The sequence below is a fragment of the Pseudomonas sp. KnCO4 genome, assembly GCF_045344305.1.
Taxonomy (GTDB): Bacteria; Pseudomonadota; Gammaproteobacteria; order Pseudomonadales; family Pseudomonadaceae; genus Aquipseudomonas; species Aquipseudomonas anuradhapurensis.
Window position 1 is genome coordinate 803521 of the sequence record NZ_CP174199.1, and the last position, 15849, is coordinate 819369.

General features: G+C 62.6%; 16 protein-coding genes and 1 tRNA gene. 6 read left to right on the top strand and 11 right to left on the bottom strand.

Annotated features, from left to right (window positions below):
- The first annotated feature begins 8 nt into the window (after nucleotides 1-8).
- Genes ACJA3S_RS03725 through ACJA3S_RS03735 form a run of 3 tightly spaced genes read left to right on the top strand, consistent with a single transcriptional unit; the run spans nucleotide 9 to nucleotide 3635 of the window.
- Nucleotides 9-1529, top strand: a complete 1521-nt coding sequence (locus ACJA3S_RS03725; RefSeq protein WP_406820870.1) for an efflux transporter outer membrane subunit — start codon at nucleotides 9-11, stop codon at nucleotides 1527-1529.
- Complete coding sequence (locus tag ACJA3S_RS03730) at nucleotides 1526-2623, top strand: HlyD family secretion protein (RefSeq protein WP_406820871.1); 1098 nt, start codon at nucleotides 1526-1528, stop codon at nucleotides 2621-2623. The genes ACJA3S_RS03725 and ACJA3S_RS03730 overlap by 4 nt, the downstream gene beginning before the upstream one ends.
- On the top strand, nucleotides 2613-3635 hold the full coding sequence (locus tag ACJA3S_RS03735) for a DUF2955 domain-containing protein (protein WP_406820872.1): 1023 nt from the start codon (nucleotides 2613-2615) through the stop codon (nucleotides 3633-3635). Before ACJA3S_RS03730 ends, ACJA3S_RS03735 begins: the two co-directional genes overlap by 11 nt.
- Before the next feature lie 89 nt (nucleotides 3636-3724).
- On the opposite strand, the gene ACJA3S_RS03740 is transcribed toward ACJA3S_RS03735, so the two are convergent.
- Nucleotides 3725-5437 (bottom strand): SulP family inorganic anion transporter, encoded by a 1713-nt coding sequence (locus tag ACJA3S_RS03740; RefSeq protein ID WP_406820873.1) that lies wholly within the window; start codon nucleotides 5435-5437, stop codon nucleotides 3725-3727.
- A 145-nt stretch (nucleotides 5438-5582) separates the two neighbouring features.
- On the bottom strand, nucleotides 5583-5798 hold the full coding sequence (locus ACJA3S_RS03745; RefSeq protein ID WP_406822198.1) for a TIGR02450 family Trp-rich protein: 216 nt from the start codon (nucleotides 5796-5798) through the stop codon (nucleotides 5583-5585).
- Nucleotides 5799-6008: 210 nt separating this feature from the next.
- Here ACJA3S_RS03745 and folE point away from each other — a divergent pair, with 210 nt between their 5' ends.
- Nucleotides 6009-6569 carry a GTP cyclohydrolase I FolE gene (gene folE, locus ACJA3S_RS03750; RefSeq protein WP_406820874.1) on the top strand — a complete coding sequence of 187 codons (561 nt, stop codon included), beginning with the start codon at nucleotides 6009-6011 and terminating at the stop codon, nucleotides 6567-6569.
- A gap of 31 nt (nucleotides 6570-6600) precedes the next feature.
- Nucleotides 6601-7035 carry a DUF3429 domain-containing protein gene (locus ACJA3S_RS03755; RefSeq protein ID WP_406822199.1) on the top strand — a complete coding sequence of 145 codons (435 nt, stop codon included), beginning with the start codon at nucleotides 6601-6603 and terminating at the stop codon, nucleotides 7033-7035.
- A 47-nt stretch (nucleotides 7036-7082) separates the two neighbouring features.
- Here the strand turns inward: ACJA3S_RS03755 and ACJA3S_RS03760 are convergent, their stop codons facing one another.
- On the bottom strand, nucleotides 7083-7553 hold the full coding sequence (locus ACJA3S_RS03760) for an OsmC family protein (protein ID WP_170028245.1): 471 nt from the start codon (nucleotides 7551-7553) through the stop codon (nucleotides 7083-7085).
- 258 nt (nucleotides 7554-7811) lie between these two features.
- Between ACJA3S_RS03760 and ACJA3S_RS03765 the strand changes: the two genes are divergently transcribed.
- Nucleotides 7812-8507 carry a hypothetical protein gene (locus ACJA3S_RS03765; RefSeq protein WP_406820875.1) on the top strand — a complete coding sequence of 232 codons (696 nt, stop codon included), beginning with the start codon at nucleotides 7812-7814 and terminating at the stop codon, nucleotides 8505-8507.
- A gap of 177 nt (nucleotides 8508-8684) precedes the next feature.
- Here the strand turns inward: ACJA3S_RS03765 and ychF are convergent, their stop codons facing one another.
- The 8 genes from ychF to ACJA3S_RS03805 all read right to left on the bottom strand — a co-directional run bounded on the left by ychF (nucleotide 8685) and on the right by ACJA3S_RS03805 (nucleotide 15480).
- Nucleotides 8685-9785 (bottom strand): redox-regulated ATPase YchF, encoded by a 1101-nt coding sequence (gene ychF / locus ACJA3S_RS03770; protein WP_170028247.1) that lies wholly within the window; start codon nucleotides 9783-9785, stop codon nucleotides 8685-8687.
- A 24-nt stretch (nucleotides 9786-9809) separates the two neighbouring features.
- Nucleotides 9810-10394 (bottom strand): aminoacyl-tRNA hydrolase, encoded by a 585-nt coding sequence (gene pth / locus ACJA3S_RS03775; protein ID WP_051095896.1) that lies wholly within the window; start codon nucleotides 10392-10394, stop codon nucleotides 9810-9812.
- A 79-nt stretch (nucleotides 10395-10473) separates the two neighbouring features.
- On the bottom strand, nucleotides 10474-11067 hold the full coding sequence (locus ACJA3S_RS03780; protein WP_013970896.1) for a 50S ribosomal protein L25/general stress protein Ctc: 594 nt from the start codon (nucleotides 11065-11067) through the stop codon (nucleotides 10474-10476).
- Between the two features lie 121 nt (nucleotides 11068-11188).
- On the bottom strand, nucleotides 11189-12130 hold the full coding sequence (locus ACJA3S_RS03785; RefSeq protein WP_016391678.1) for a ribose-phosphate pyrophosphokinase: 942 nt from the start codon (nucleotides 12128-12130) through the stop codon (nucleotides 11189-11191).
- Nucleotides 12131-12177: 47 nt separating this feature from the next.
- Nucleotides 12178-12252: transfer RNA gene (locus ACJA3S_RS03790), tRNA-Gln, on the bottom strand.
- 20 nt (nucleotides 12253-12272) lie between these two features.
- A complete protein-coding gene (gene ispE, locus ACJA3S_RS03795; protein ID WP_406820876.1) occupies nucleotides 12273-13133 on the bottom strand; it encodes a 4-(cytidine 5'-diphospho)-2-C-methyl-D-erythritol kinase in 861 nt (286 codons plus the stop codon).
- Between the two features lie 3 nt (nucleotides 13134-13136).
- Nucleotides 13137-13754 carry a lipoprotein insertase outer membrane protein LolB gene (lolB, locus tag ACJA3S_RS03800; RefSeq protein WP_170028250.1) on the bottom strand — a complete coding sequence of 206 codons (618 nt, stop codon included), beginning with the start codon at nucleotides 13752-13754 and terminating at the stop codon, nucleotides 13137-13139.
- A gap of 4 nt (nucleotides 13755-13758) precedes the next feature.
- A complete protein-coding gene (locus ACJA3S_RS03805) occupies nucleotides 13759-15480 on the bottom strand; it encodes a tetratricopeptide repeat protein (protein ID WP_406820877.1) in 1722 nt (573 codons plus the stop codon).
- Between the last annotated feature and the right edge of the window lie 369 nt (nucleotides 15481-15849).

Genomic DNA, 15849 nt, shown 5'->3' on the forward strand with positions numbered 1-15849 from the left:
GGATTGCCATGCCCGGACGCGTCCATGGTTGTGCGCTGAGCCTGGTTGCCATGTTGGCCGGCTGCACCCAGGTCGGCCCCGACTTCCAGCCGCTGCAGGACCCCTGGCTGCAGACGTGGGATAGTCCTTCGTTGAAGCAGGCCGGCCAGCAGGCCAGCGCGCCCGACCTGCGCCAGTGGTGGGCGGTGTTCGCCGACCCAGCACTGAATGCCCTGATTGCCGAGGCGGATGCCAACAACACCAACCTGCGCGTGGCCGGCTTGCGCATCGCTGAAGCCCGTGCCCAGCTGGCTATTGTGCAGACCGGGCGTTATCCACAGCTGCAGCAACTGCGTGCCCAGAGCCTGTACCTGAAGCAGGACCAGTCCGGCAGCGCCAACGCCCGCGACTCGGTGTTCTGGCAATCCAGCGCAGGCTTCGACATCGGCTGGGAAATCGACTTCTGGGGGCGCTTCAGCCGCGCCATCGAAAGTGCCGATGCTGCCTACTTCGCCTCCCAGGCCAATTACGCCGATGCCATGCTGCTGTTGCGGGCGCAAGTGGCTGACACCTACTTTGCCCTGCGTACTGCCGAGGCGCGGCTGGATATCGCCGAAGAAAACGCCCGGCGCCAGGCGCGCAGCCTGGACATTACCGAACGGCTGTTCCGCCACGGTGAAAACGACGAACTCGACTGGCAACAGGCGCGTACGCAATACCTGGCCACCCAAGCCACCATCCCCGAGTTCCACAACCAGCTCAATGCCCTGCGCAACGTGCTGTGTGCGCTGCTCGGCCGGCCACCCGGGCCGTTGCCGCAGCTGGACGCAGGCCACGGCCAGCTGCCGTTGCCAGACCGTGCCGTACTGCAGGACGTACCCGCCAACCTGCTGCTGCGCCGCCCGGACATCCGCGCTGCCGAGCAGGCAGTGGCCGCGCAATCGGCATTGGTCGGGGTGGCCGAGGCCGATCTCTATCCCCAACTGAGCCTGCTGGGCAGCATTGGTTGGAGCTTCGTCACGGCCAGTCACCTGCCCGACACGTTTGATCTTGCCGCCGGCCCCAGCCTGATCTGGAACCCGTTCGACTACGGCCGGCGCAAGAACGCCGTGCGCGTGGAGGATGCTCGCTTGCAGCAGCTGATCGAGCTGTACCACCAGGGTGTGCGCGAAGCCGCGCGCGAGGCGGACGATGCCGCCAGCGGGCTGGTGCGCTCGCTGCAGAGCGCGCGCATTCGCGAGCAGGCCTCGCAGGCCGCGCAACGCTCGTTGAGCCTGGCCAGTTCGCAGTACCGCGAAGGTTTCGCCGACTTCCAGCGGGTGCTTGACGCCCAGCAACTGCTGTTGCAGCAACAGGACGGTTACCTGGTCAGCCGCGGCAACGCGGTGAGCAGCCTGGTGACCTTGTACAAGGCCCTGGGTGGCGGCTGGGACGCCAGCCGCGCGCCGATCGACCCGGCTACGCGCCAGCAGATGCAGCAACGGACCGACTGGGGCGAGCTGCTCGACGAGCCAGCCGCCAGCACACATGCACAAGGTGAAACGAAATGAGTGACGCCGCTCCGACGCCGCCCCCAGCCGCCCCCGATCGCGGCATGCGCTGGGTGTTGCTGCTGATTGCCGTGAGCCTGCTCTGGTACCTGCTGGCCGACCGCTTCACGCCCTATACCCAGCAGGCCCGACTGCAGGCCTATGTGATACCGGTCAGTGCCGAGGTGGCTGGCCAGGTCAAGCGCGTGGCGGTGGGCAACAACCAGGAAGTGCGCAGGGGCGACGTGCTGTTCGAGCTGGACCAGGAGCAATACCGCATTGCCCTGGCGCGTGCCGAGGCCGACCTGGACGCAGTGCGTCGGCAAATCGGCGCGCACACGGCTGGCATCGATTCGGCTCAGGCGGCGTTGCTCGCGGCGCAGGCCAACGAGCGCAAGGCGCGGCAGGACGCCGAACGGCTCAAGCGCCTGATCGACGAAGACCCGGGCACGGTGTCGGTGCGCCGCCTGGAAAGCGCCCAGGCCACTCGCGACCAGGCTGTCAGCCAGGTGGCGGCAGCCCGTGCCGAAGTGGAGCGGGCGCGGGAGCAGCAGGGTGGGGCGCAGGACGACAACGCCCAGTTGCGCAGTGCCGCGGCGAATGTGGAAAAGGCCCGCCTGGACCTCGCACGCACCGTGGTGCGTGCCGATGCGAACGGCCTGATCACTGACCTGCGTACCGACGTCGGCCACTATGTCGGCGCCGGCAGCCCGATGATGACCCTGATCGCCATCCATGACGTGTGGATAAGTGCCGACATGACCGAGAACAACCTCGGCCGCCTGCGCCCCGACACCCCGGTGCTGGTGGTGCTCGACGCGCTGCCCGGCACGCTGTTGAAGGGGCGCATTCGCAGCATCGGCTACGGGGTCAGCGTGGGCCAGAGTACCCCGCCGGGTACGCTGCCGAGCGTGCAGAACAGCCGCGAGTGGCTGCGTTCGGCGCAACGCTTCCCGGTCATCGTCGAACTTGAGCGTGACCAGTTACGGGACAAGAGCGGGCTGCGGGTTGGCGGGCAGGCCGAGGTCATGGCCCTGCCCAGCGAAGGTAACCCGTTGAACCTGCTGGGCCGGCTGTTCATGTGGCTGATGAGCTGGTTGTCGTATGCCTATTGAATTGCGCCGCCTGCGCGCCCTGCGCCTGGCCTGGGGCGTGGCGCTGTGCCTGGCGGTGAGTTTCGGCATCGGCCTGCCGGTGCCGATCCTGGCGCCGGTGTTCGCGGTACTGTTGCTGGCCATGCGCAGCCAGCCCTTGCCGCTGCGTGCGGCACCGGTTTTGGCGTTGCTGGTGCTGCTCAGTTGCGGCAGCGGGCTGTTGCTGATTCCGCTGCTGCGCCATGCGCCGTTGAGCGGGGTGTTGCTGGTGGGCGTGGGGGTTTTCCTGACCTTGCGCTACGCCCTGAAGGGCGGCAACGGCTTGCTGGCGAACCTGCTGGTGATCGGCCTGACCATGATCGCTGCCGCCGGTACCAGCGACTTCACCCTGGCACTCTCGGTGGTCGAAGCGTTGGCCAAGGGTATGCTGCTGGCGGTTATAGGCACAGCCTTGGCCCATGTGCTGTTTCCCGAACCTGCCGATGCGCCGGTGCAACCAGCGCCGCCGTTGCTCGACAGTGGCGAAGTGAGCTGGGTTGCACTGCGTGCCACGTTGATCGTGATGCCGGCGTTTCTCCTAGCCCTGATCGCCCCGGACCAGTACATGCCACTGATTATGAAGGCGGTAAGCCTGGGGCAACAGGCTGGCGAGACCCGCGCACGGCATGCCAGCCGGGAGCTGATCGGCTCGACCGTGCTGGCCGGTTTGCTGGCGATCCTGATGTGGGGAGCGCTGAGCCTGTTCGTGCACCTGTGGATGTTTTTCCTGTGGGTGCTGCTGTTCGCACTTTGGCAGGGGCGGCGGATGTACCAGGCCGTGCTCAACCGGCAGGGCCCGGCCTATTGGCTGAGCTGCCTGACGACCATGCTGATCCTGCTGGGGCAGTCGGTGCAGGACAGTGCTGGTGGGCAGGATGTCTATCGCGCCTTTGCCGTGCGCATGGCGCTGTTCCTGGCGGTGTCGGTATATGCCAGTGCCATGCTCATCTGGATCGACCGGCTTCGGCTACGGCGTGGCCTGCTTCGCGGGTAAACCCGCTCCCACAGGTATGGCGTTGTCCATGGGATCACGCAATCCTTGTGGGAGCGGGTTTACCCGCGAAGAGGCCAGCCCAGGAAAACTTAAGGCTTCCATTCAACCCCACTCTGTTCCAGGTAGGCATCCACCGCCGCCCCCACCGTGGGATGAAACGCGGTCTCCCCCATGTGCTCGAACAACTCGAACCGCCGCATCTTGTCCTTCACCGGGTCCTTCATCTCGGCAAACTGCAACTCCACCCCGCGCGCCTCCAGCGCCCGGTCCAGCTCGGCGAGCATGTCTGCCGAGGTAACATCGATACTGGTCACCGGTTCTGCCGCGATCACCAGCCGTTGCACCGGCGTAGGCGATGCCTCCAGCGCCGCCATCACCGTGCTCTGGAACTGCTCGGCATTGGCGAAGAACAACGGCGCATCCCAACGCAGCAGCACCAGCCCCGGAATGCGCCGGGCCTGTGGATAACGCTGCACGTCATGGTAACCGCGAGTGCCATCCACCCGGCCCAGCACTGCATGGTGCGGCCGCCAGCCGTCCCACAGGAACTCGATCACCGAAATCACCACGGCAATGCCGATACCAGGGATCGCACCGAACACCGCCACCCCGACAAAGCAGGTGACGGACAACCAGAACTCCCACTGCTGCATGCGGAAGATGCGCTTGAGGTCGGCGAACTCGAACAGCCCCAGTGCGGCTGCTATCACCACCGCTGCCAGGGCGCTGTTGGGCAGGTATTGCAGCAGGTTGGGCGCCACCAGCAGCAACAGGGTCACTGCCAGTGCACCGATGATGCCGGTGAGCTGGGTCTGCGAGCCGGCGGCTTCGGCCACGGGGGTACGTGACGAACTGCTGCTGATGGGGATGCCCTGGAACAGCCCGGCGGCCAGGTTGGCCACGCCCAGGCCGAACATTTCCTGGTTCGGGTTGACCGGCATCTTCATGCGCGCGGCATAGGAGCGCGACAGCACGCTGGTATCGGCGAACGACACCAGCGCCACGGCAATGCCGCCCAGTACCACTTCGACCAGGTCGATGTCGGAGACCCAGGGGAACACGAAACTGGGCAGGCCCTGGGGCAGTTGGCCGAGGACCTTGACACCCATCTGTTCGAGGTCGAGCAGGCTCACTGCCAGCGTTGCCAGGACCACGGCGATCAGGATCCCTGGCAGGCGCTTGAAGGGTTTGAGCAGCAGGATCAGCAGCAGGCTGCCGCCACCGACGATGAAGCTGGGCCAGTGCCCTTGGCCGGCAAGCAGTGCTTCGCCCAGTTGCCAAAGGTCGCGCAGCGGCCCCTGGCTATCGACCTTGATGCCGAACAGCTTGGGCAACTGGCTGATCAGTACGGTTAGGGCAATGCCGTTCATGTAGCCATAGCGGATCGGCTTGGACAGCAGTTCGGTGATGAAGCCTAGGCGCAACAGCCCGGCGATCACGCAGAAGGCCCCGGCGACCAGGGCCATCAGGCTGGCGATGGCGATCGCCCGCTGCGGGTCGCCGGCGGCGTATTGCACCACCACCGCCAGGATCGGTGCGGCCAGCGCCGAGTCCGGGCCCAGCACCAGGATGCGGCTGGGGCCGAACAGGGCATAGGCCAGCAGCGGGATAATGGTGGCGTACAGGCCATAGATGCCGGGTACCCCGGAGGCCTCGGCGTAGGCGATGCCCACCGGTACCAGCATGGTGGTGAGCACCAGGCCGGCAGCGATGTCCTTGGGCAGCCAGGCGGGTTGGTAATGGAGCAGGGTGACCAGGCCGGGTAACCAGCGTTGCCAGTCGAAGCGGTTCTTTTCCGCCATGGTGCGCTCCGCGGGAACAGTGCTGAATCACAGCTTAGATGCTGTTTTTTCTACCCGCTGGCAAACGCTGCCATGTCGAGAAGCAGCACGAGGCTGTTTCTTGCCTATCGTCATTCGCTGCTAGCTCGGATGGCGCCCTCGGTGTTCAACACCAGCCGAATTTCCAGCGTTGGCTATCCCTGAGTTCTCGCCAGTCGAGCAATTGCTTGCGCCGGCTGTGGACCGCCTCCAGCTCAATCTGCACAGGCGTGCCGTCTTCGTCGCAAATAAGCTCGGTCACCATGAAGTGCTTTTCCCGGTTTACAGGCTGACACGCCGTCCATTTGGACGACCCCAGCTTGCGCGGATTGAATCTGTTCATCATGTGGATCCCTGATCACCTGCACGTTGAGGTTCATGACGCTCTCCGCTCGACCGGGTCCGGGCCAGCAAAAGCTGCTGGTGACATTTCGTGCTGGGAGCCGGAGCGGGTATTGCTTATTGCTGGCTTTCGGCTAAATTGTACAAAACCTATACAAAAACTCAATCTTGTACATATTTCCGGTCACCGCCTTAGCGGTGAGGAGTCCAAATGTCCCATTCGTTAGCTGAAAACTATCGCGAGATTCTGCTCGAAGTAGGCGAAGACCCACAGCGGGAAGGACTGTTGGACACGCCCCAGCGCGCGGCCAAGGCCATGCAGTACTTGTGCAACGGCTACAAGCTGAACATCGAAGAGGTCATCAACGGCGCGCTGTTCGAGTCCCAGAACGACGAGATGATCGTCGTGCGCGATATCGAGCTTTATTCATTGTGCGAGCACCACATGCTGCCCTTCATCGGCAAGGCTCATGTTGCCTACCTGCCCACCGGCAGGGTGCTGGGGTTGTCCAAGGTCGCGCGCGTGGTCGATGTCTTTGCCCGCCGTCTGCAGATTCAGGAAAACCTGACCCGGCAAATTGCCTGTGCCATACAAGACATCACCGATGCGGCAGGGGTCGCTGTGGTCATCGAAGCAAAGCATATGTGCATGATGATGCGAGGTGTCGAAAAGCAGAACTCGGTGATGGTTTCATCGGTGATGCTGGGGGTGTTCCGCGAATCGGCGACGACGCGCCAGGAGTTTCTGCAACTGATTGGTCGAAACAAATGACAGGCGTACAGATGAGCGGGTCTACCGCGGTATGCCAAGGCGCTTTGCCATCCTCGGTTATGGCGGCTTGCTGCCATTTGTTGGCTTGATGCTGCTGGTCGTCTTCGTTCCCGAATACCGAGCATTGTGGGCGATGATGCTGGTGAACTATGGCGCCGTCATTTTGAGTTTCGTCGGCGCCTTGCACTGGGGCTTCGCGATGGCCCTGCCGAAGCTACCCGCCGAGCAGCGTCGCAAACGGCTGATGTGGAGCGTCGTGCCGGCGTTGCTCGGTTGGGTCAGCACTTTGCTGCCTGTTTCCCTGGGTTGCCTGATGTTGCTTGGCGGCTTTGCCCTTCATTATTGGCAAGATCGGAAGTTGCTGCAGGTCGTGCCAGGCTGGTACCTGCCGATGCGATTGCAGCTGACCACCGTGGCGAGCATTTGCCTGCTGCTTGGCGCGATGGCCGCGACCAGCGATTTTTGAATCTACGTGCCATCGCGACACCAAGCCATGCCTGCGAAGGGGGCATTCTAAGCCAGCGTCACCAGCGCCTCGCACTCGACCGGGAAATTGACCGAATTGGCAATGAAGCACTCATGGTGCGCCTCCTCATGCAAACGCAAGGCAAGCTCACGGTTCGAGCCGGCGCTGATGGTCACCTGCGGGCGCAGCAGCACATGGGTGAAGCGGCCTTTGCCCTGAGCGTCACCTTCCACCATGCGTCCCAGGGGCTGGTCGACATAGGCCAGCACATTCACGCCATTTACCGCGCACAAGTGCAGGTACCAGAGCTTATGGCACGCCGACAGTGAGGCCACCAGCAGGTCTTCCGGGTTCCAGCGCAGGGGGTTGCCACGAAAAGCCGGGTCGGCCGAACCTTCCAGGGTCGCCTTGCCAGGGGCTTCGACACTGAAGTCGCGGGCGTAAGCGGTGTAGCTGGACGTGCCATTGCCATTGTTGCCGGTCCAGGTCACCTGGACCTCGTACTGGTGTTCTTTCATGGTTCTTCCTTGAATCGATCTTTCAACAACGGACAGCGCTGACCAGAGCGCTTTTCAACGGTTGTTGCATGGAGTCGCTCAGCACTGTGGGCTTCGCTGCCATGCAAGGAACAGGTCCTGGGCGCGCATTTTGTCAAAGTGACAACGACAACCTTGAAACCATAGAATATATCGATAGGCGAAACCAAGGACGTTTCTAAAAATTGTCGATTCTGAGTGCCGCTCAGGTTTCCTTGAACTGTAGGCGGCGCACACTTCGTGCGCCTTTATTGGCGCCATATTCAAACGATGATCCTAGCGAGGGACTGCAATGAAAATGTATCGAGCTTTAGCGCTTCTGCCTTTTTTGTGACGGGTTGTTCGTCAACAGAAATGCAGGGAGCGTTGAACTCGCTCAATGGTGTAGGGCAATCGATCAGTGCCAATCTGAAGCAGGTATCCCCCGCATCGGCTGGCACAACCAGCAAGAACAGCTTGCTGCGTACACCGCTTTACAACGCTTTGCGGCAGAATATCTCTACGGACGGGCGCGCACCTGAGTGGCCAAAGGTAGTTATCACGAACCTCGACATTCCGGCCGATCAACGTAGCCTGTCCCGCAGTCTAACTCTCAAGGCAAACGACTGCGTTCATTTCGACGCAGTGCTTTGGCACGATGCCAGACGCTCCGAACATTTCGAGAACCTTTCCCTGTGCGCGCCGGACCTGCCCAAGCAGTCCAACAACTTTGTGTTGACCTGGAAGAGCTTTTCCGTATCAGGAAAGACGACAGGCCAAGCCCGTACGGATGGACCAACGCCTCCGTACAGCAAGTTGCCCAGTGATGCGGTCATGGACAGTTGGGTGATGAACCAGTTTGGCCTTTACTATGTGGGCTCGATGCTGACACTGGTTGGCTACGATCCCAACTTCAGCGTTGATGATCGACGTTTCTGGATCAAGAACATCAAGTGAGCTAATAGAAACGAAAGAGCCGCGCTATTGCGCGGCTTTTTCGTATCGAGCTGTTTGGGGTGGCTAATCATACGGAATGGAAGGCGTTGGCTGACGCATACGTTGAAGCGCACGAACAAAACAAAACCCCTTGAAGCCATGGGCCTCAAGGGGTTTTTCAGTACTGCAAACTGCCGCTTAGACGTTGAAGCGGAAGTGCATCACGTCGCCATCCTTGACGATGTAGTCCTTGCCTTCCAGGCGCCATTTACCGGCTTCCTTGGCACCGCTTTCACCCTTGAACTGGATGAAGTCGTCATAGGCCACCACTTCAGCGCGGATGAAGCCTTTTTCGAAGTCGGTGTGGATAACCCCGGCCGCCTGCGGTGCGGTGGCACCGACGCGCACGGTCCAGGCGCGTACTTCCTGCACGCCGGCAGTGAAGTAGGTCTGCAGGTTCAGCAGTTCGTAACCGGCGCGGATCACACGGTTCAGGCCAGGCTCTTCCAGGCCCAGGGCCTCAAGGAACATGTCCTTCTCTTCACCGTCTTCCAGCTCGGCGATTTCCGCTTCGATCTTGTTGCACACCGGCACCACGACCGCGCCTTCTTCCTCGGCGATGGCCTTGACCACGTCCAGGTGCGGGTTGTTCTCGAAGCCGTCTTCGGCCACGTTGGCGATGTACATCACCGGCTTGCTGGTCAGCAGATGGAAGCCGCGAATGACCGCCTTGTCTTCGGCGCTCATGTTCTTCATCAGGCTGCGCGCTGGCTTGCCTTCGGTGAAGTGCGGGATCAGTTGCTCGAGAATCGCCTTCTGCGCCAGGGCATCCTTGTCGCCACCCTTGGCGTTGCGGGCAACCTTCTGCAGCTGCTTCTCGCAGCTGTCGAGGTCGGCGAAGATCAGCTCGAGGTCGATGATCTCGATGTCACGCTTGGGGTCGACGCTGTTGGAAACGTGGATCACGTTCTCGTCTTCAAAGCAGCGCACCACGTGGGCAATGGCGTCGGTCTCGCGGATGTTGGCGAGGAACTTGTTGCCCAGGCCTTCGCCCTTCGACGCACCGGCCACCAGGCCGGCGATGTCGACGAATTCCATGGTGGTTGGCAGGATGCGGTTGGGCTTGACGATTTCAGCCAGCGCATTCAGGCGCGCATCGGGCATCGGCACGATGCCGCTGTTGGGCTCGATGGTGCAGAAAGGGAAGTTCTCCGCCGCGATGCCAGACTTGGTCAGGGCGTTGAACAGGGTGGACTTGCCGACGTTGGGCAGGCCGACGATGCCGCAATTGAAACCCATGGGTATTCCCCTCTCTAAAGGAAATCAGGCCTTCTGGCTGTGCAGCTCGCGCATCGCCTTGGCGAAGTCGCCGGCAAGCACGTCCGGCAGCACGCCGAGGGCAAAATCGATGCTGGCGTCGAGCTTCTCCTGCTCGGCGCGCGGCGCGCGGCCCAGGACGAAGTTGGAGACCAGTTTGGCGTCACCCGGGTGGCCGATGCCAAGCCGCAGGCGGTGGAAGTCGTTCTGGTTGCCGAGCTGCGCGATGATGTCGCGCAGGCCGTTGTGCCCACCATGGCCACCGCCGCGCTTGAGCTTGGCGACGCCCGGAGGCAGGTCGAGTTCGTCATGCGCCACCAGGATCGCTTCCGGCTTGATGCGGAAGAAATTGGCCAAGGCCGCCACGGCCTGGCCGCTGCGGTTCATGTAGGTGGTGGGGATGAGCAAGCGAACGTCGTTGCCCTGATGGCTGAACTTAGCCGTCAGGCCGAAATATTTGCGGTCAGCGGTCAACGAGACGCGCTGGGCGCTGGCAATGCGTTCAACGAAAAGAGCCCCTGCGTTATGCCGGGTCTGTTCGTATTCGGGGCCGGGGTTACCCAGGCCGACGATCAACTGGATGGCGGTCACGTCAGGGGCTCTTCCTTGGAGTTGGTGGGTTACAGCGCGCGCGGCACTGTAACCCGATCAACGCCGGCGCGCGAGTGGATTACTCGGCAGCGCCTTCTGCTTCTGGAGCAACGCGTGGAGCGTGAACGTTGGCAACAGCTTTGTCATCACCGTGGGCCAGAGCTACGAACTCTACGCCTTTCGGAGCTTTCAGGTCCGACAGGTGGATGATGGTGCCGATTTCAGCGTTGGCCAGGTCGACTTCGATGAACTCAGGCAGGTCCTTGGCTTCGCAGGAAACTTCGATCTCGGCTTCTACGTGGGAGATCTCGCCGCCTTTCTTGACCGGGGCTTCTTCGTTGATGAAGTGAACCGGTACCTTGGCGGTCAGTTTCTGGCCAGCAACGACGCGAACGAAGTCGGCGTGCATGATGAAGCCTTTGGCCGGGTGACGCTGCAGGGCCTTGACCACGACGTTCTGCTTGGCGCCGTCGACGTTCAGTTCCAGAACGTGGCTGAAGGCAGCCTCGTTTTCGAACAGCTTGGTGATTTCCTTGGCCAGGATGGTCAGGGACTGAGCGTCCTGGTTACCACCGTAGACAACGGCTGGGATGTTCGCGGAGTGACGCAGGCGGCGGCTCGCACCTTTCCCCAGGTCAGTACGCGCTTGGGCGTTCAGGGTGAATTCGGTCATTTTGTTTCTCCAAAATAGCCCCCCGAGGGCGTTTGCGACCAGCGCCAACGGGGATGGCAAAAAAGCCCCGCCCCAACAACCAGTGTTGGGGCGGGGCGCTTTTCGTCAGCGTGTGTTCCGCTTAGCGGAACATCGCGCTGATCGATTCTTCGTTGCTGATGCGGCGTACCGCTTCAGCCACAACCGGTGCGATATCCAGCTGGCGGATACGGTCACAGGCTTGAGCAGCGGCGGACAGCGGAACGGTGTTGGTCACCACCAGCTCGTCCAGTACCGACTTCTCGATGTTCTCGATCGCGCGGCCCGACAGGACAGGGTGCGTGCAGTAGGCGTAAACCTTGGCAGCGCCGTGTTCTTTCAGGGCTTTGGCCGCGTGGCACAGGGTGCCGGCGGTGTCGACCATGTCGTCTACCAGGATGCAGGTGCGCCCTTCGACGTCGCCGATGATGTGCATCACCTCGGAGTGGTTAGCCTTCTCGCGGCGTTTGTCGATGATACCCAGGTCGACACCCAGGGACTTGGCGACGGCACGTGCGCGCACGACGCCACCGATGTCCGGGGAGACGATCATCAGGTTCTCGAAACGCTGGTCCTCGATATCGTCGACCAGTACGGGCGAGCCGTAGATGTTGTCGACCGGGATATCGAAGAAACCCTGGATCTGGTCAGCGTGCAGGTCGACGGTGAGTACACGGTCGATACCGACGACAGTGAGCATGTCAGCGACGACTTTGGCGCTGATGGCTACACGTGCCGAACGCGGACGGCGGTCCTGGCGGGCGTATCCGAAGTAAGGAATCACGGCGGTGATTCGGGATGCTGAGGAGCGGCGGAAGGCGTCGGCCATCACTACCAGTTCCATCAGGTTATCGTTGGTCGGGGCACAGGTCGGCTGAATAATGAAGACGTCTTTACCGCGAACGTTTTCATTGATCTCGGCACTGATCTCGCCGTCGGAGAATTTACCGACAGAGACGTCACCGAGAGGGATATGCAGCTGACGTACTACACGCCGAGCCAGATCGGGGTTGGCATTCCCCGTAAAGACCATCATCTTGGACACGCGCAGTACCTGGAGGCTGAGGGTAACCTGGATGAGTATAAGGAAAATGGCAGGGGCGGCTGGATTCGAACCAACGCATGGCAGGATCAAAACCTGCTGCCTTACCGCTTGGCGACGCCCCTGTATCTGTTGCTGCGAACGCTTATGCGCTCGACTTCTTGATCAGACTTTGCAGCTTGCGATGCAACATCGAAATATTGCTTCCTTTCGCCACAAACCCTGTTTGGGTCGCTGAAAGAAGGGCCAGAACTTTATCAGCTTCGGCTTTGCTTGGGAAGGCCCCAAACACACAACTTCCAGTTCCGGTTAGCCGAGCTTCAGTGAATTTGCCCAAAGAATTCAACGCATTGCGAACTTCCGGGTAACTCTGCTCTACCACCGGTTGGCAGTCATTTCGACTGTTTCCCTCGGGAACGGGGCGCATCTTAAGGGGCAGTGAATCACGTGTCAACTGCGGATGTGAAAAAATTTCTGCTGTGCTGACAGACACTTGCGGCACCAGCACGACATACCACGGCTCGACCGGGTCGACCGGGGTCAGTTGTTCGCCCACGCCCTGGGCGAAGGCGGCATGGCCGCGGACGAACACCGGTACATCGGCACCCAGGCTCAGGCCCAGGGCCGCCAGGCGGTCTTCGTCCCAGTCCAGTTGCCACAGGTGGGCGAGGGCCAGCAGGGTGGTGGCGGCATCCGAGCTGCCACCGCCGATGCCGCCGCCCATGGGCAATACCTTGGTCAGCCAGATGTCGGCGCCCAGCGTTGTGCCGGATTGCGCCTGCAGCATGCGCGCGGCGCGCACGATCAGGTTGCTGTCGTGCGGTACCGCCGCGATCTCGGTGTGCAGGTGGATCACGCCGTCGTCACGCACGGCGAAACTCAGCTCGTCGGCGTGGTCGAGGAACTGGAACACGGTTTCCAGCTCGTGATAGCCGTCGGCACGGCGGCCGATGATATGCAGCCACAGGTTGAGCTTGGCCGGGGCGGGCAGGGTGAGCGTGCGCATGGATCAGTGCCCCAGCTGGCGCGGCTGCCAGTCCTTGACCACCAGGGTGACGTCGAGGTCCTTGCCGTGCAGCTTCAGGCGCTCGGGCAGCCAATAGCCGTTCTGCTCGGTGTAGCTCAGGTACTGTACCTGCCAGCCATCCTGGTCGAGGCTGGCCAGGCGGCTGTCGCCGTCCAGGGTCAGTTTGCTCTTGCTGTCGGGGGCGGGCAGGCCGCGGACCCACCAGACCAGGTGCGAGACCGGCAGTTGCCAGCCCAGCTGCTCTTCCAGCAGTGCCTCGGGGCTGCTGGCCTCGTAGCGGCCCTGGTTGGCCACCTCCAGTACCACGCCGCCGGGGCGGCCGGTCAGGCGTGCGGCACCACGGCCCAGCGGGCCGGCCAGGCGGATGTCGTAGTAGTCCTGGCGTTGCAGCCAGAACAGCGTACCGCTGCCGGAATCACGCGGGGCGCGGATGCCGACCTTGCCGTTGATTTGCCAGCCATCGAGGCTGCTCAACTGCTCTTTATGGGCGCGCCACTGCTGCGGGTTGCCGTGGCCCTCCAGGGCCTCGCGGCTACCGAAGCCGGCGCAGCCGGCCAGCAGGGCGATCAGGGTGAAGGTGATGCAATGGCGCAGGAACATGGCGTTAAAGGGTCTCGGATCCGGTCAGGCGCAGGAGGGTCTTGCGCAGGATGGGGCTGTCGGCCTGGGCGTCGAAGCCCTTGGCCCAGACCTGGCGGGCTTCGCGGCGCTTGCCGTTGGCCCATAGCACTTCGCCCAGGTGGGCGGCCACTTCATGGTCGGGGAAGCTGGCGAAGGCCCGGCGCAGGTACGACTCAGCTTCGTCGAGGTTGCCCAGGCGGTAATTGACCCAGCCCAGGCTGTCGAGTATCGCCGGGTCGTCCGGGGTCAGCTGGTGGGCCTTGTCGATCAGCGCCTTGGCTTCGCTGTAGCGGGTGGTGCGGTCGGCCAGGGTATAACCCAGGGCGTTCAGGGCCATGGCGTTTTCTGGTTCGCGGGCGATGATCGCGCGCAGGTCCTTTTCCATCTGCGGCAGGTCATCGCGCTTTTCCGCCAGCATGGCGCGGGTGTACAGCAGGTTGAGGTCGTCCGGGTAGCGCTGGATGGCTTGCTGCAGGACCTGGCTGGCCTGGGCGTCCTTGTTGTTGTTGCTGTAGCTTTCCGACTCGATCAGGTACAGCTGGATGGCGTAGTCCGGCTGGGCTTCGCGGGCCTCGGCGAGCAGGCGCGAGGCTTCGCTGCCGCGGCCGTTGGCAACCAGGATGTCGGCCTGGCGCAACTGCGCCGGCAGGTAATCGGGGCCTGGGCCGACCAGGGCGTATTCACGCAGGGCGCCGGCGGGGTCGTGGCGTTCCTCACGGATGCGGCCCAGGTTCAGGTGTGCGGCGTCGACATTGCTGTCGCGCTCGATCAGCTCCTGCAGGTAGCCCTCGGCTTCATCCCAGTCTTTGTTTTCCAGGCATACCAGGGCCAGCGAATAGCGCAGTTCGTCGTCGTCGGGGTATTGCTGGACCAGGCTGAGGAACTCGCCCTTGGCATCGGCGATGCGGTCCTGTTCGACCAGGGTGCGCGCGTAGGTCAGGCGCAGGCGTTTGTCATCCGGGTTGTCGCGGATCGCCCCGCGCAGCAGTGGCAGGGCTTCCGGGCCGCGGTCCAGGGCCTGGAGCAGGCGGGCGCGAAGCAGGATGGGGGCGACTTCGCCGTTTTGCGGCGGGTGCGACTCGAGCAGCTCGAGGGCTTCTTCGGCCTTGCCGTCCTGGTTCAGCAGCAGGGCCTTGCCGAACACCAGCTGGCTGTTTTGCGGGTACTTGGCCAGCAAGCGTTCGAAACTGTGCAGCAGGCCGTCGCGGGTGCTCTGGTCGGTTTCTGCCGCAGACAGGGCAAGGAAGTCGAAATGGGTGTCACCCTGGCCTTGCAGGACCTTTTCCATGTACGCCATGGATTCGTCATAGCGGCCGGCGCGGGCCAGCTGGATGGCGGCGGCGCGTTGGGCGTCGAGGTTCTGCGGGTCGTTGCGGGCCCAGACCAGCGCATTGTCCAGGGCCGGTTCGTCGGCGCCGAGGTATTCGGCAATGCGGTAGGCGCGCTCGGAAATTGCGGGGTCCTGGGTTTTCGCGGCCTGGTCGGTGTAGTTGGCCAGGGCGATGTCGAAACGGTTGCGCTGGCCGGCCAGTTCCGCCACCAGCAGACTATAGAGCGTTTCCTGCTTGAACGAGCCATACACCACGGGCTTTTCCGCCTCGCGCTTGGCGGCCTCGGCAGTGGGAGGCTCGGCCTTTTGTGGGGCCAGGCTCTGGCAGCCCTGGAGCAGGGCGAAGGCAAGCAGCAATGCGTATGGTTTGTTCATAAAAGGCTTTAGAAAGACTCACCGGCGGTCGGAGCATGATGACACAAGCGCGGTGGCAAACCCACCTGCGAAGGTATGAAGCTATCGCTTCGCTCATGAAGACCGCGCCATGCCCGGGTGGTTCGTCCCAGAGCAGTCACGATGGTACCTGGACTGTTGTTTTTGCTCTTGCTTCGGCTCTTGCTCTTGCTCTTGCTTCTAAGCGCGCAGTAGTCCAGGCGCCGCCGAATGCGACTTCAGGAGGCCGAGCGAAGGCCTTGCTCCCGGGAGGACGCGCTGCAGGCCCCATCCATGGGGCCTCAGCGCTTGACGGGCATCCATGCCCGTCACCTCCCTCCGCAAGGCCTGCGTTCGGCCTCCTGAAGTCGC

Coding starts and splice junctions, on each gene's coding strand:
- ACJA3S_RS03730 (WP_406820871.1), top strand. CDS start 1,526: ATGAGTGACGCCGCTCCGACGCCGCCCCCAGCCGCCCCCGATCGCGGC.
- ACJA3S_RS03805 (WP_406820877.1), bottom strand. CDS start 15,480: ATGAACAAACCATACGCATTGCTGCTTGCCTTCGCCCTGCTCCAGGGC.
- ACJA3S_RS03760 (WP_170028245.1), bottom strand. CDS start 7,553: ATGAAAGAACACCAGTACGAGGTCCAGGTGACCTGGACCGGCAACAAT.
- ACJA3S_RS03780 (WP_013970896.1), bottom strand. CDS start 11,067: ATGACCGAATTCACCCTGAACGCCCAAGCGCGTACTGACCTGGGGAAA.
- ychF (WP_170028247.1), bottom strand. CDS start 9,785: ATGGGTTTCAATTGCGGCATCGTCGGCCTGCCCAACGTCGGCAAGTCC.
- lolB (WP_170028250.1), bottom strand. CDS start 13,754: ATGTTCCTGCGCCATTGCATCACCTTCACCCTGATCGCCCTGCTGGCC.
- ACJA3S_RS03725 (WP_406820870.1), top strand. CDS start 9: ATGCCCGGACGCGTCCATGGTTGTGCGCTGAGCCTGGTTGCCATGTTG.
- ACJA3S_RS03735 (WP_406820872.1), top strand. CDS start 2,613: ATGCCTATTGAATTGCGCCGCCTGCGCGCCCTGCGCCTGGCCTGGGGC.
- ACJA3S_RS03745 (WP_406822198.1), bottom strand. CDS start 5,798: ATGAACAGATTCAATCCGCGCAAGCTGGGGTCGTCCAAATGGACGGCG.
- ACJA3S_RS03755 (WP_406822199.1), top strand. CDS start 6,601: ATGCCAAGGCGCTTTGCCATCCTCGGTTATGGCGGCTTGCTGCCATTT.
- ACJA3S_RS03740 (WP_406820873.1), bottom strand. CDS start 5,437: ATGGCGGAAAAGAACCGCTTCGACTGGCAACGCTGGTTACCCGGCCTG.
- folE (WP_406820874.1), top strand. CDS start 6,009: ATGTCCCATTCGTTAGCTGAAAACTATCGCGAGATTCTGCTCGAAGTA.
- ispE (WP_406820876.1), bottom strand. CDS start 13,133: ATGCGCACGCTCACCCTGCCCGCCCCGGCCAAGCTCAACCTGTGGCTG.